This window comes from Streptomyces sp. NBC_00193 (assembly GCF_026342735.1).
In the GTDB taxonomy this organism is placed as follows: Bacteria; Actinomycetota; Actinomycetes; order Streptomycetales; family Streptomycetaceae; genus Streptomyces; species Streptomyces stoeckheimensis.
In genome coordinates, this window is sequence record NZ_JAPEMM010000001.1 from 3,896,112 (window position 1) to 3,908,363 (window position 12,252).

Annotated in this window: 12 protein-coding genes; 10 read left to right on the plus strand and 2 right to left on the minus strand. The window is 72.7% G+C overall.

The genetic code is table 11. The features are described from left to right. Positions 1-77 precede the first annotated feature (77 nt). Positions 78-1,214, plus strand: coding sequence for a DUF3578 domain-containing protein (locus OG898_RS17300; RefSeq protein WP_250741167.1), 1,137 nt, complete (start codon positions 78-80; stop codon positions 1,212-1,214). Here the strand turns inward: OG898_RS17300 and OG898_RS17305 are convergent, their stop codons facing one another. Next, complete coding sequence (locus tag OG898_RS17305; RefSeq protein ID WP_250741168.1) at positions 1,215-2,222, minus strand: SEC-C metal-binding domain-containing protein; 1,008 nt, start codon at positions 2,220-2,222, stop codon at positions 1,215-1,217. It lies immediately after the preceding gene. 56 nt (positions 2,223-2,278) lie between these two features. Here OG898_RS17305 and OG898_RS17310 point away from each other — a divergent pair, with 56 nt between their 5' ends. The 6 genes from OG898_RS17310 (at position 2,279) to OG898_RS17335 (ending at position 7,249) form a co-directional block, all read left to right on the plus strand. Continuing rightward, entirely contained in the window at positions 2,279-3,115 is an 837-nt protein-coding gene (locus OG898_RS17310) for a class E sortase (RefSeq protein WP_266957827.1), read from the plus strand. 97 nt (positions 3,116-3,212) lie between these two features. Continuing rightward, positions 3,213-3,365 carry a DUF3311 domain-containing protein gene (locus tag OG898_RS17315; protein ID WP_266957829.1) on the plus strand — a complete coding sequence of 51 codons (153 nt, stop codon included), beginning with the start codon at positions 3,213-3,215 and terminating at the stop codon, positions 3,363-3,365. After that, a complete protein-coding gene (locus OG898_RS17320; RefSeq protein ID WP_266957831.1) occupies positions 3,362-4,945 on the plus strand; it encodes a sodium:solute symporter in 1,584 nt (527 codons plus the stop codon). Before OG898_RS17315 ends, OG898_RS17320 begins: the two co-directional genes overlap by 4 nt. A gap of 93 nt (positions 4,946-5,038) precedes the next feature. Next, positions 5,039-5,386 (plus strand): DUF6412 domain-containing protein, encoded by a 348-nt coding sequence (locus OG898_RS17325; RefSeq protein WP_266957833.1) that lies wholly within the window; start codon positions 5,039-5,041, stop codon positions 5,384-5,386. Between the two features lie 118 nt (positions 5,387-5,504). Next, positions 5,505-6,269 carry a YidC/Oxa1 family membrane protein insertase gene (locus OG898_RS17330; RefSeq protein WP_266957835.1) on the plus strand — a complete coding sequence of 255 codons (765 nt, stop codon included), beginning with the start codon at positions 5,505-5,507 and terminating at the stop codon, positions 6,267-6,269. A 122-nt stretch (positions 6,270-6,391) separates the two neighbouring features. Continuing rightward, on the plus strand, positions 6,392-7,249 hold the full coding sequence (locus OG898_RS17335) for a fumarylacetoacetate hydrolase family protein (protein ID WP_250741175.1): 858 nt from the start codon (positions 6,392-6,394) through the stop codon (positions 7,247-7,249). Positions 7,250-7,357: 108 nt separating this feature from the next. Here OG898_RS17335 and OG898_RS17340 read toward each other — a convergent pair whose 3' ends face one another. After that, positions 7,358-8,458 carry a Gfo/Idh/MocA family oxidoreductase gene (locus OG898_RS17340; RefSeq protein ID WP_266957837.1) on the minus strand — a complete coding sequence of 367 codons (1,101 nt, stop codon included), beginning with the start codon at positions 8,456-8,458 and terminating at the stop codon, positions 7,358-7,360. A 91-nt stretch (positions 8,459-8,549) separates the two neighbouring features. Here OG898_RS17340 and OG898_RS17345 point away from each other — a divergent pair, with 91 nt between their 5' ends. From OG898_RS17345 to OG898_RS17355, 3 genes are all read left to right on the plus strand, one after another. Then, a complete protein-coding gene (locus OG898_RS17345; protein WP_266960298.1) occupies positions 8,550-9,677 on the plus strand; it encodes an ROK family transcriptional regulator in 1,128 nt (375 codons plus the stop codon). Between the two features lie 928 nt (positions 9,678-10,605). Then, the gene (locus tag OG898_RS17350) at positions 10,606-11,394 is read left to right on the plus strand and encodes a hypothetical protein (protein ID WP_266957839.1); all 789 of its coding nucleotides are present in this window, start codon (positions 10,606-10,608) and stop codon (positions 11,392-11,394) included. 51 nt (positions 11,395-11,445) lie between these two features. Then, entirely contained in the window at positions 11,446-12,219 is a 774-nt protein-coding gene (locus OG898_RS17355; protein WP_250741179.1) for a GntR family transcriptional regulator, read from the plus strand. Positions 12,220-12,252: the final 33 nt, after the last annotated feature.

A 12,252-nucleotide genomic window follows, 5' to 3' on the forward strand; every position in this document is an offset into this window, starting at 1 on the left:
AACGAAATCTGGCCAGAGATAAACAGCATGTGATCGATCGGGATTGACTGGTCTTGATCTTTGCGTAGCGTTTCGGCATGACGATGCGCGAGCTGCTCTTCGAAGTTGGACAGACGTATGACCAGAAAGCAGGCACGAAGGAGCACGTTCCTGGCCAGAAAGTCCTTCGGAAGGTGGCCAGTCGTACCGACCTCGGGGTGCTGGACGACTGGGAAGCGGAAGGCTACGGAGGGAAGGGGACCGCGGCCCTTGCGCCTTGGGTCGGGGTATTCGACCCGAAGATCAACCGCAATCCGAAGGTCGGGCTGTACCTCGCGTACATCTTCAGCACGGATCTGAAGACGGTGACGTTGACCCTTCAGCAGGGGGTCACGGATCTGGAGGAGAAGATCCGTGAGCGGAAGGTCCTCCTCAGCCATCTCGAGCGGCAGGCGGATCGTCTCTTTAAGGCTCTGCCGGCGAATCTGGCCGAGGAGTGGAACTACCGCCCGTCCTTCGGTTGGCAGGAGCGACCGGAGGCGTACGAGGCCGCCAGCGTGGTGGCTCGTCCGTACGACGTCAGCAACCTCCCTACGGAGGAGCAGCTGCAGCAGGACCTTCGCACGGCCGAGAATTTGCTGAGGAGTGCGGCCGAAGCGGACGAGGCGCTGCGCGCCGAAGAGGAAGGCGAGCCGGCGCTCGCCCAGCCGAAGCGCAAGCGGAAGGCCGGGGCTGCTCCGGCGATCGGGTTCAAGCCGGGCAACAGTTCGGCCTACCTGGTGGCCATCGCGGCTCACGAGCAGCTGAAGAGCCGCAAGCACGAGCTGCTGATCCAGGATTTCGCCGCGCACATCGCCGAGCGGGACTACGAGGCGAGGAACCAGCACATCCATCCCAAGGATCTGACGCTCCACCCGGCCGATGCGGCCGCGGGCGATGCCGGAGCGGCCGATTCAGGAGATGCCGTCCTCCCGGAGTGGCTCGTCGAAGCCAAGGTGCTGCGGAACGGCGACGCTGCCGCTGCCGTACGCGCGGCCGTTGGTCAACTCAAGGAATACAGCTACTTCCTCTACGGAGAGAAGGGGCTGGAAGCCCCTCACCTCATCGCTCTCTTCTCCGAGGACATCGGGGTGTACGCGTCGTACCTGGAAGCCCAAGGAATCGCCGCGATCTGGCAGACCAGCGATGGCTGGGACGGGACCGTCACCGCTATTGCCTGGGGAATGGTGGGCTGATCAGGCGGCGCTAGTCCCGTGGCATGCCCCGTAAGGCCGTCCCGATGTGCACCAGCAGGTGGTGGTGCTCGTCGGGGGCCACGGGGTGGCCTTGCCTCGGGCGGCCAGGGTGGTGGCGTATTCCGCCAGGAGGGACGGGGAGGACGGGGAGGTTTTCTCCGAGGCTGCGAAGGCTTCGTACGAGGGGACGCTGGCCGTGACGATGCCGAGGTTCGTGGTGCCCGAGGCGGCCAGGGTGCGGAGGGAGGCTTCCACCTGGGCCAGGTGGGCGTCGTGGGAGGGGTACTCCGCGGACAGGGTGGGGTACGACGTCAGCAGCTCCGCCAGTTCGCGGGCCGGCCAGTGGAGGATGGCCACAGGGAAGGGGCGGGAGAGCGCGGCACGGCGGTCGCCCAGTTCGGCGCGCAGGCGGGCGATCTCGGCGCGGAGTTCGGCGGGGTCGTCGGAGCCGAGGGCCCAGATGCGCTTGGGGTCGTGGAGTTCGTCCAGCGGGATCGGGCCGATGTGACGGGTGTCCGCGACCATGTCCCAGTCGTCGTGGGGGAGTCCGAGGAGGCGGCGTACGCGGTGGCGGCCCGTGAGGAGCGCGGTCGTGGCCGGGGTCAGGGGGGTGTTGTCCGGGGCCAGGAGGGTGGCCGCCTCGGTGAAGCACTCGTGGGAGGCCTCGAGTTCGTCGTGGGCCTCCAGGGCCTCGGCGATGACCTCCCAGGGGGCGGGGTCCGAGGGGGCCGCCGCGCGGATGCCCTGGATGAGGGCGCGGGCCTCGGGCTCGTGGCCGTACTCCCAGAGGTTGGCCGCCTGGAGGGCCTTGATGAGGGACGGGTCGTCCGTCGTGTCCGCGGCCAGGAGTTGGTCGTAGAGGGCGCTCGCCCGCTCGCGTTCGTCGGCCAGTTCGAGGTGGGCCGCGGCCTGGAGGAGCAACGGCTCCTGGTCCTCGGGGTAGCGGGTCGCCGTGCGGATGAGGCGCTCGGCTTCGGCGATGTGCTCGGCAGGCGTGTCGGGGCGCATGCTTTGCAGCGTACTGCTGCTGGTCAGTTGAGGGGGGAGGACTTAGGGTGCCGCCCGTGCGAGATCGCGTGCGGGTCGTGGTGCAGGGGAAGGGCCAGGGCAAGGGCCGGTGGGCGTGGCGTGCGCGCCGGGTCGGTATCGCGGGCGTGCTGTGGGCGGCCGGTGAACTCGCCGTCACCGTAGGCGTGGTGGTGATGTTGCTGGTGGTGCACCAGGTGTGGTGGACCAACCGGCAGGCGCTGAGTGCCGCGCACGAAGTGGTGAGAGAGCTGGAGGAAGATGCGTCCCTCTCCGGGACGGAGGGAGAGGGAGAGGGAGAGGGGGAAGGGCAGGGGGAAGGGGAGCCCGCTGTCGAGGAATCCGTCGGGGCGTCGGACGGGCCGGGCGGGTCCGGGGCCTCGGGTGGTGCGTCCGCGGGCAACTCCGGGCCGCGCACCGTCAAGCCGCCGCCGCGGGAGTCCGCGTACGGCATCCTGCGCATTCCGCGCCTCGGCGTCGCCGTGCCCGTCGCGCAGGGCGTGGACAAGCGGTCCGTGCTGGACAAGGGGTACGCCGGGCACTACGCGGGGACCGCGCAGCCCGGTGCCGAGGGGAACTTCGCGCTCGCCGGACACCGCAACACGCACGGGGAGCCCTTCCGTTACATCAACCGGCTCAGGGCCGGGGACGAGCTGATCGTGGACGTGCGGGGCAAGCGGTACGTGTACCTGGTCGGGCAGACGCTGGCGGAGACGACCGAGCACGACACCGGGGTGATCGCGCCCGTCCCGCGCAGCACCGTCACGCCGGGGGCCGGCTACAGCGAGCCCGGCGCGTACATCACGCTGACCACCTGCACGCCCGAGTACAGCTCCAAGTACCGGCTCGTGGTGTGGGGGACCCTCAAGCGCTGACGCAGCCGATGCGCTGACGCCCGCACGGGCGGGCGGACCGTAGGGTGGGGCGGTGCGTCGGAAAAGGGTGAAACGTCCGCAGTTGGTGTGGCTTGCCGTGCCGTTCGTCTTGTTCGTCGCAGCGCTGCCGCTCGCGAACCGGGTGGAGCCGGCGCCGGGCGGCGTACCGTTCCTGCTCCTCTGGTTCATCGGGGCGACCCTGCTGACCCCGCTCGCGGTCTGGCTGACCTGGCGCGGTGATCACCGATGAGCCAGGCGGCCGTCGCGACCACCGTCTTCGGCGCGTTCATGGTGGCCACCGTCGCGCTCGGACTGCTCGCCGTGCGCGGGCGCGGCGGGGGCGGCGGCGGGCTCGCCGAGTGGTCGGTGGGCGGGCGCTCGCTCGGCACCGTGTTCATCTGGGTCCTGATGGCGGGCGAGGGGTACACGAGCTTCAGTTACCTCGGCGCGGCCGGCTGGGGCTACAACTACGGCGCCCCCGTGATGTACGTGGTCGCGTACATGTCCTGCGGCTACGCGGTCGGTTACGTCGTCGGGCCCGTGCTGTGGGACTACGCGCGCCGCCACGGCCTCGTCGGCATCACCGACATGGTGGCCCACCGGTACGGGCGCCCCTGGCTCGGCGCCGCGGTCGCGGTGCTCGCGACCGTCTTCCTGCTCCCCTACATCCAGCTCCAGATCACCGGAATGGGTGTGGTGGTCTCGACGGTCACCTACGGGGCGGTGTCCCTGGAATGGGCCTACTTCATCGCCTTCGCCGTCACCACCGGCTTCGTCGTGGTGAGTGGGCTGCGCGGCAGTGCGTGGGTCTCCGTGCTGAAGGACGTGCTGGTCATCGGCACTCTGGGGTTCCTCGCGGTCTACGTCCCCCTGCACTACTTCGGCGGCTACGGGGAGCTCTTCGAGCGGCTCACGGCCGAACGCCCGCAGTGGCTGACGCTCCCTGGCGCCGGGAGCGGCGAGGGCGGCCGGGGCGAGCTGGGCGTGGGGTGGTTCGCCTCGACCACCGTGCTGAACGCGCTGACCGTCGTCATCTTCCCGACCACCGTGGCGGGGTACCTGGGCGCGCGGAACGCCGACGCGCTGCGCCGCAACGCCATCCTGCTGCCCGCGTACAACGTGCTGCTCTTCGTGCCGATGCTGCTGGGCATGGCGGCGCTGTTCGTCGTACCGGGGCTGGCGGGCGCCGAGTCCAACCTCGCGCTGTTCAAGCTGGTCGTGGACTCCCTGCCCGCGTGGGCGGTGGGGGTGATCGGGGTGGCGGCGGCGCTGTCGTCGATCGTGCCGATGGCGGTGTTCATGCTGGTCATCGGCACGATGTGGGGGCGCAGCGTGCTCTCGCTGCTGCCGCGCTGGAGCTCGGGCGAGCGGCAGAAACTCGCCTCGCAGGTGGTCGTGGTGGCGGCCGGGACGATCGCGCTGGTGATGACCTACACGGCGCCGAACACGCTGGTCAGGCTCTCGCTCGTGTCCTACGAGGGCATGGCGCAACTGGTGCCGATGCTGCTCCTGGGCCTGGTGTGGCGCAGGCTCACCACGGCGGCCGCGGTGTGCGGGCTGGCCGCGGGGGTCGCGGTGGTCTGCGGGCTGGTCTTCACGGGCCACGACCCGGTGTGGGGCGTGAACGCGGGCACGGTCGCCCTCGCGGTGAACCTGGCGGTCGCGCTGACGGTGACCTGGCTCGGCCCCCGGGAGGGGGCGCGGAGCGGGGCGGGGGACCCCCGGCCGGACGAGGAGGTGCTGGCGCGCGATCCGCTGCCCGGGGCCGGGGCCGGGGCCGGGGCCGGGGACGAAAACGAGATCCCGTCCGTTGTCAGTGCGCGCGGTTAGTATCGATCGCGAGTACGAGTTACGGGTGCGGGCGTGAGTCGCGGATCTCTTACGGGAGTTCGTGCGCGGGAGCAGCGGGAGGGGGCGGTTCGCATGGCAGAGCACAGCGGGCTTCGCCCCGTGCGGTTCCGGTTCCGGTTCACGGCGCCGTCCGCGCGACTGACGGCGCTGCTGGCCTCGCTCCTGGTGCTCGGAGGCTTCCTCGGGCTGTTCGCCGGGGAGGGCGGGCTCGGCACGGTCGTCGTGGTCCTTGCGGCGACCTTCGCCGTGGGTGCCTCGGTCCTGGCCGCCCGGCTGGTCCGGCCGGTGCCGCCACATCGCATACGTACCGCGATCCGTGATCGCGAGCAGCGCACGGCGTTCCTGCCGCAGCGCGATCCCGACGCTTCAGGCCGGTCGCGGCCCAGGGCGCCCGGCCGTCCCCTTCCGACGGCCGCGTAGGGGCGCGCAGCTCCTTCCTCCCGATCGCTTCTGATCGCCACACCTTGCCGCCCCTCGCGGGTCGTCACGCCGAAACGCATCTCTTTCGACGTTCGACGAGTCCCTTCGGAGGGCCCACGTGTCCGTTTTCATCGATCTTGTTGCTGTGCTGGGCCGGCTCCTGGAGCCGGTGCTGGCCGAGTCCGCGACCGCTGCCGCGATCGTGCTGTTCACCGTGCTCGTGCGGCTCGCGCTGCACCCCCTGAGCCGGGCCGCCTTCCGCGGGGCGACTCCGGTGGCGGGCATCCTGCCGGTGCTGCTCCAGCTGCCGGTGTTCTTCCTGATGTACCGGGCGTTCTCCTCGGCGGAGATCGGCGGGGGCGCCAACGAGCTGCTCGGCCACCGGCTGTTCGCCGCGCCGCTCGGGGACCGGTGGACCGAGGCGCTGGGGGAGGGCGGCCTCTTCGGCGAGCGGGGGCTCGTGTTCCTCGGGCTGTTCGCGGTCGTCGCGGTGGTGGCCGCGTGGAGTGCGGCGCGCGCACGCAAGACGGCGGCGCTGATGGCCGCCACGGCCGCGGCCTCGGCTACTGCTGCCGCCACCGTCAGGGGCAAGGCCGCCAAGGGGAAGGCCTCCGGCGCCAAGGCCTCCGGCGCCAAGGCCGCCGGAGCTGCCGTCGCCCTGACCGCGGAGCAGCAGGAGCTCATGCGCAAGGTGGGCGGCGTACTGCCCCTGCTGTCCTTCGGGACGCTGATCACGGCCGCCGTGGTGCCGCTGGCGGCCGGGCTGTACCTGGTCACGACCACCGCGTGGTCGGTCGCCGAGCGCGCCTGGCTCCAGTACCGGAAGGACCGGGCGGAGCGTGTGGAGGGGGCGGTCAGCGGAGCAGAGCGTTCCGCCATGTGAACAGGGTCTTGCGGATGAGGCCGACATCTTGGAGGATCGACCAATCCTCCGATGGCCGCAACCCATCGTCCGGCCCGGGGCATGCCCATGGGTCGACCATCCTCGACCACGGGAGAATGCCCATGAAGCTGCTGCGTGTAGGACCCGTCGGGTCGGAGCGCCCCGCGCTGCTCGACCAGGACGGGACCCTGCGGGACCTGTCCGGCCTGATCACGGATGTGGACGGCGCCCTGCTCGCCGACGACTCCGTGCTGTCCCGAGTACGGGACGCGGCCGGATCCGGTGAGCTCCCGGTGCTGGACGCCGAGGGTCTGCGGATCGGGTCCGCCGTCGGCCGCATAGGCAAGGTCGTGGGCATCGGCCTGAACTACCACGGGCACGCGGCCGAGGTGGGCGCCGAGGCGCCGGCCGAGCCGATCGTGTTCCTCAAGGCCCCGGACACCGTGGTCGGCCCCGACGACACCGTGCTGATCCCGCGCACCAGCGTCAAGACCGACTGGGAAGCCGAGCTCGGCGTCGTCATCGGTGCCACCGCCCGCTACCTGGCCTCCCCCGAGGAGGGCCTCGCGCACGTCGGCGGGTACGTGCTGGTCAACGACGTGACCGAGCGCGCGTTCCAGAACGAGCGCGGCGGCACCTGGGACAAGGGCAAGAACTGCGAGACGTTCACCCCGCTCGGCCCCTGGCTGGTCACCGCGGACGAGGTCCCGGACCCGCAGGTGCTGGACGTCAAGCTGTGGGTCAACGGTGAGCTCAAGCAGGACGGCAACACGTCCGACCAGATCTTCCCGGTCGGCGAGGTCGTGCGGTACGTGAGCCAGTTCATGACCCTGTACCCGGGCGACGTCATCGTCACCGGCACCCCGGCCGGCGTGGCCGCGGGCCAGCCGGAGCCGAAGCCGTTCCTGCGGGCGGGCGACGTGGTCGAGGTGGAGATCGACGGGCTCGGCCGCCAGCGCCAGGAGTTCAAGGACGTGTAGTCCGCCGGTCCGCGCCCCGCGCGGATCGAGGGGGAGGGGTGGTGCCGTCGTCGACGGCGCCACCCCTTTCCCGTTTCCCCTTCAGCCCTGCGGCCGGGGCCCGGCCGCTCAGACCTCCACCGTGCGTCCGTCCTCGGACGACCTGCGGGCCGCCTCCAGTACGTCCAGGCAGTGCGCCGCCTCCGAGGCCGTGACGGGGGCCGGGCCGCCGTCGTGCAGGGCCGCAGCCACGGCCGCGTAGTACGCCGGGTAGTCGCCCGGTGCCGTCCGTACCGGCGTGCCCCCGCCGGTCAGCGGCGATTCCCCGGAGCCCAGCCGGCCCCACAGGTGCTCGGGCTCCTCGCCCCAGGTCCGCTCGGGGTCGCCGGGGCGCAGGCCCTCGCGCAGTGCCCCTTCCTGCGGGTCCAGGCCGTACTTGACGTAGCCCGCGCGGGAGCCCAGTACGCGGAAGCGCGGGCCCAGCTGGGCCGTGGTCGCGCTGACGTAGAGGTGGGAGCGGACACCGCTCGCGTGGGTGAGGGCGATGAAGGTGTCGTCGTCCGCCTCGGCGCCCGGGCGGCGCACGTCGGTCTCCGCGTAGACCCGTACGGCAGGACCGAACAGCACCAGCGCCTGGTCCACCACGTGGCTGCCGAGGTCGTACAGCAGCCCGCCGATCTCCTCGGGGGCGCCGGACTCCCGCCAGCCGCCCTTGAGTTGCGGACGCCAGCGCTCGAAGCGGGACTCGAAGCGCTGCACCTCGCCCAGCTCGCCGTCGTCGAGGAGGCGGCGCAGGGTGAGGAAGTCGTTGTCCCAGCGGCGGTTCTGGAAGACCGAGAGGAAGGTCCCGGTCCGCTCGGCGAGCGCGGCCAGCTCGCGGGCCTCGGCGGCGGTGGCGGCGAGCGGCTTGTCCACGACCACCGGGATGCCGGCCGTGAGGGCGGCCGTGGCGAGCGGGACGTGCGTCTTGTTCGGGGAGGCGATGACGATCAGGTCGGGGGCGGGGCTCTGGGCGAGCAGCTCGGCGGCGGTGGCGGCGATCCGGACGTCCGGGTAGGCCTCGCGGGCCTGGGCGGCGCGGCCCGGGTCGGAGGTGACGACGGTGTCGAGGACCAGTCCCTCGGTCGCGGAGACGAGCGGGGCGTGGAAGACGGAACCGGCCAGGCCGTAGCCGACGAGTCCGACGCGGAGGGGTGAGGAGGGGATGGGGGAGGGGGCGGTGGCGTTCATGGTCCTACTTTGGCAACAGTGTTGCTTAAGTGCAAGGAGGGTGGACAATGGGCAGGTGGACAGCAGGGGTGGCAGGGGCGGTACGGGTGGCATGGGCGGCGGCGTGAATCTTCCGGTGCTGCGCGGGCACAACGACGCGCTCGTACTGGACCTCCTGCGCGGAGCCGGCCCCGCCGGCCTCGGCCGCGGTGACCTCGCCGCGCGTACGGGTCTCACACCGCAGGCGGTCAGCAAGATCGCGGCGCGGCTCCGGGACGAGGGGCTGGTGGCCGACGCCGGACGCGAGGCGTCCACGGGCGGCAAGCCGCGCACGCTGCTGCGGCTGGTGCCGGAGGCGCGGTACGCGGTCGGGCTGCACCTGGACCGCGACGAGCTCACGGCGGTACGGGTCGACCTGGCGGGCCGCGTCGTCGCCGAGGGGCGCGTTCCGCTGGACTTCGGGGCCGGTCCGGAGGTGGTGGTCGAGGAGGCCGTACGGGCGGTCGCGCGGGTGTGCGGTGACCGGCCGCTCCTCGGCGTCGGCGTGGCCGCGCCGGGGCCGTTGGACTGGCGGACCGGGGTGCTGGGGCGGGTGACGGGGTTCCCGGAATGGGAGGGGTTCCCGTTGCGGGAGGTGTTGGAGGGGCGGTTGGGGGTTCCCGTGCGGGTGGACAAGGACACCAATGCGGGGGTCGCGGCGGGGGCGGGCTTCGGCGGGGCGGGCTCCGGTGGGGCCGCCTTCGGGGAGGCCGCTTACGGAGGGGCCGCTTTCGGAGGGGCCGCTTTCGGGGAGGCCGTGGCGTACGTGCACGTCGGCACCGGACTGGGGGCGGGGCTCCGGCTGGCCGGCAGCGGAGAGGTCTACCGGGGGCGGCGCTCGGCGGCGGGGGAGTTCGGGCACCAGGTGCTGCAGCTGGACGGGCCGGCCTGCCGGTGCGGGGGGCGCGGGTGCGCGGAGGTGCTGTGCCTCGACGCGGTGGCGGGGGGCCGGCTGGAGGAAGCGGCGCGGATCGTGGGGGAGGCGGCGGCGAACCTGGTCGCGCTGCTGGATGTGGACCGGGTGGTGCTCGGGGGGCGGGTGGTGGCGGCTGCGCCGGGGGTGTTCCTGGCGGGCGTGCGGGAGGTTTTGGGGGCTCGGGCGTTTGTGGGGGGTGCGGTGGGGGTTGGGCTTGCGGAGGGGGGTGTCGCGGAGGGGGCGGCGGAGCTGGTGCTCGGCCCGTTGTTCGGGCGCGGGGCGTAGGCGGCCCGGCCCCTTGGCCCCGGCCCGGCCCGGCGCTTGGCCCCGGCCCGGCCCTCGGCCCCGGGGCCGGGCCCCGACCCCCGGCCCCTGATCTCCGGTCCTTGGCCCCGGGCTCGTGTGTGGCTTGTGCGCGCCGGTGGGCTGGCCGCCCGGGCTGGGGGAGGGGTGCGTGTGGGATGGCCCTGCGGGGCGGAGTCCCCTACCCGCCCTTCGCCCGTTCCCCGGGCTCTGCCCGGACCCCGGTCCTCAAGCGCCGGACGGGCTGAGGGGGTGCCGGGCTGCGCCCGGACCCCCTGGGGCTCCGCCCCGGACCCTGGTCCCTCAAGCGCCGGACGGGCTGGAGGGGCCCCGGGCTGCGCCCGGACCCCCTGGGGCTCCGCCCCGGACCCTGGTCCCTCAAGCGCCAGACAGGCTGGAGGGGCCCCGGGCTGCGCCCGGAGCTCCTGGGGCTCCGCCCCGGACCCTGGTCCCTCGAGCGCCGGACGGGCTGAGGGGGTGCCGGGCTGCGCCCGGACCCCCTGGGGCTCCGCCCCAGACCCCGGTCCTCAAACGCCGGACGGCTGAAGCGGCCTGGCGCCCGGTTCGCGCGTGCCGGACGGCTGAAGTGGCCTGGCGCCCGGTTCTTGCGTGCCGGACGGCTGAAGTGGCCCCGCGCCCGGTTCTTGCGTGCCGGACGGCTGAGGTGGCCCCGCGCCCGGCCCCCGCGCCCCGGACGGTTCTCGTGTGCCGGGACGCGAGGCGGGTGCTTCCGGTTGGTGTCCGCCGAATGGGGGGAAATGGGGAGATGTTGGGCGTGGTGCTGGACATGGGGTCGGGCGTGCGTGGGAGGGTGCGGGGCAAGGCCGGGGTGATTGTCGGGTTGTGTGGCAATCGGTTGGTGGGTCGTTCGGTTGTGGGTTGTTCTGGCGTCGGCGAGTAGGGGTTCTTCATGCGACTGCGCAAAGCCCTTGCCCTGGCAGCCGTCTTCGTGGCCGCCACCGCCCCCGCCGTCACCACCGCGTCCGCGGACATCGGCAACGGCGGCGGAGCCCGGCCCGCGCCCGCGCTGCCTTCGCGGGTGGAGGCCACTTGCGGGGACGGGAAGAGCACGCAGTTCCCCATCGGGGCCCGGATCCGCGGTGGACCGGCCGTGTACCGGACCGGTGGTGAGGCGCAGAGCTGGTACCTGGATCTGACCAACACCACTACGAGCGAGTGCACCGCCATTCACCCCGTCGTGGTCTTCACCGACCAGGCCCGCGCCCTGCGACCCGCCCATTTCCGGATGGAGTTCGACGCCCCCGGCGCAGCCGCCCCCGGTGCGGCCGCCCATGCGCTCCCCGTCAGCCTGGAGCGCACCGACCGGGACGAGATCGTCGCCGTCTTCGACGGCGGTGACGCCTTCGCCGGCTTCACCGTCGGCCCCGGCGGCTCCGTGACCGTCACCGTCCGGCTCGCCTTCGCCTCCGGCGCCCCGCGCGGCGAAGCCGTCGCCGACGCCGCGCTGGTCCAGCGCAAGGGCGACGACGGCGACTGGATCGGCGAGGCGGGCGGCTACCGCTTCGAGATCCAGGGCCCCGACGCGGAGACCGGCGAGGCCGGAGCGCTGGCCGAGACCGGCCGCGCCCCGGCGGCCTGGGCGTACGGGGCCGGCGCCGCGGCCGCCGTGGCCGGTGGCGGCGGACTCCTGCTCGGGGCCCGCCGACTGCGCAAGGGTCCTGGCCCGCAGTCCACGTAAAGCAGTCCACGTAAAGCAGGCCGCGTAAAGCAGGCCACGTAGAGTCCGAGGGTGGAAGAACCGACCGCCTACGCGCACCACCACCAGCCCGGCCTGCCCGTCCGCTCCGGCATCCCCGAGCACGGCCGCATCCCCAAGTACTACGCCGTCAAGGCCCGCATCGCAGGGCTGCTCGACGAGCTCGGCGAGGGGGGACTCCTCCCCACCGAGCGCGATCTCGCCGAGCAGTACGAGGTCTCCCGCGAGACCGTCCGCCAGGCCCTGCGCGAGCTGCTGCTGGAGGGCCGGCTGCGCCGCTCGGGCCGCGGCACCGTCGCCGCCGGGCCGAAGCTCGAACAGCCCCTGTCGCTGGCGAGTTACACCGAGGGCGTACGCCGTCAGGGGCGCACCCCGGGCCGCCACCTGATCGGCCTGGAACGCTTCCCCTGCCCGGCCTCCGTGGCCCCGGGCATCGGCGCCGAGCCCGGGGAGCCGGTCTGGCACCTGGAGCGGGTGCTGCTCGCGGACGAGGAGCGGGTCGGGCTGGAGAGCACCTACGTCCGGGTCGCCCGCGCGCCCCGCCTCGACATCGATTTCCAGCCGGACTCCTCCTTCTACGGGTACCTCCACGACAGCCTCGGCATCTCCTTCGGCGACGCCGACGAGAAGCTGGAAACGGTCCTCGCCACCCCCCGCGAAGCCCTGCTGATCGGCACCCCGCCCGCGCTCCCGATGCTGCTCATCCACCGCTTCTCCCGGGATCAGGACGGCAGGCCGCTGGAGCGGGTGCGTTCTCTCTACCGTGGTGACCGGTTCAGCTTCACGACCCACCTGCAGCCCGAATAGTCCCGCCCGAAGTGCCCGTAGGGGAAGAAAGGG

Coding starts and splice junctions, on each gene's coding strand:
- OG898_RS17300 (WP_250741167.1), top strand. CDS start 78: ATGACGATGCGCGAGCTGCTCTTCGAAGTTGGACAGACGTATGACCAG.
- OG898_RS17305 (WP_250741168.1), bottom strand. CDS start 2,222: ATGCGCCCCGACACGCCTGCCGAGCACATCGCCGAAGCCGAGCGCCTC.
- OG898_RS17320 (WP_266957831.1), top strand. CDS start 3,362: ATGAGCCAGGCGGCCGTCGCGACCACCGTCTTCGGCGCGTTCATGGTG.
- OG898_RS17325 (WP_266957833.1), top strand. CDS start 5,039: ATGGCAGAGCACAGCGGGCTTCGCCCCGTGCGGTTCCGGTTCCGGTTC.
- OG898_RS17335 (WP_250741175.1), top strand. CDS start 6,392: ATGAAGCTGCTGCGTGTAGGACCCGTCGGGTCGGAGCGCCCCGCGCTG.
- OG898_RS17340 (WP_266957837.1), bottom strand. CDS start 8,458: ATGAACGCCACCGCCCCCTCCCCCATCCCCTCCTCACCCCTCCGCGTC.
- OG898_RS17345 (WP_266960298.1), top strand. CDS start 8,550: ATGGGCGGCGGCGTGAATCTTCCGGTGCTGCGCGGGCACAACGACGCG.
- OG898_RS17350 (WP_266957839.1), top strand. CDS start 10,606: ATGCGACTGCGCAAAGCCCTTGCCCTGGCAGCCGTCTTCGTGGCCGCC.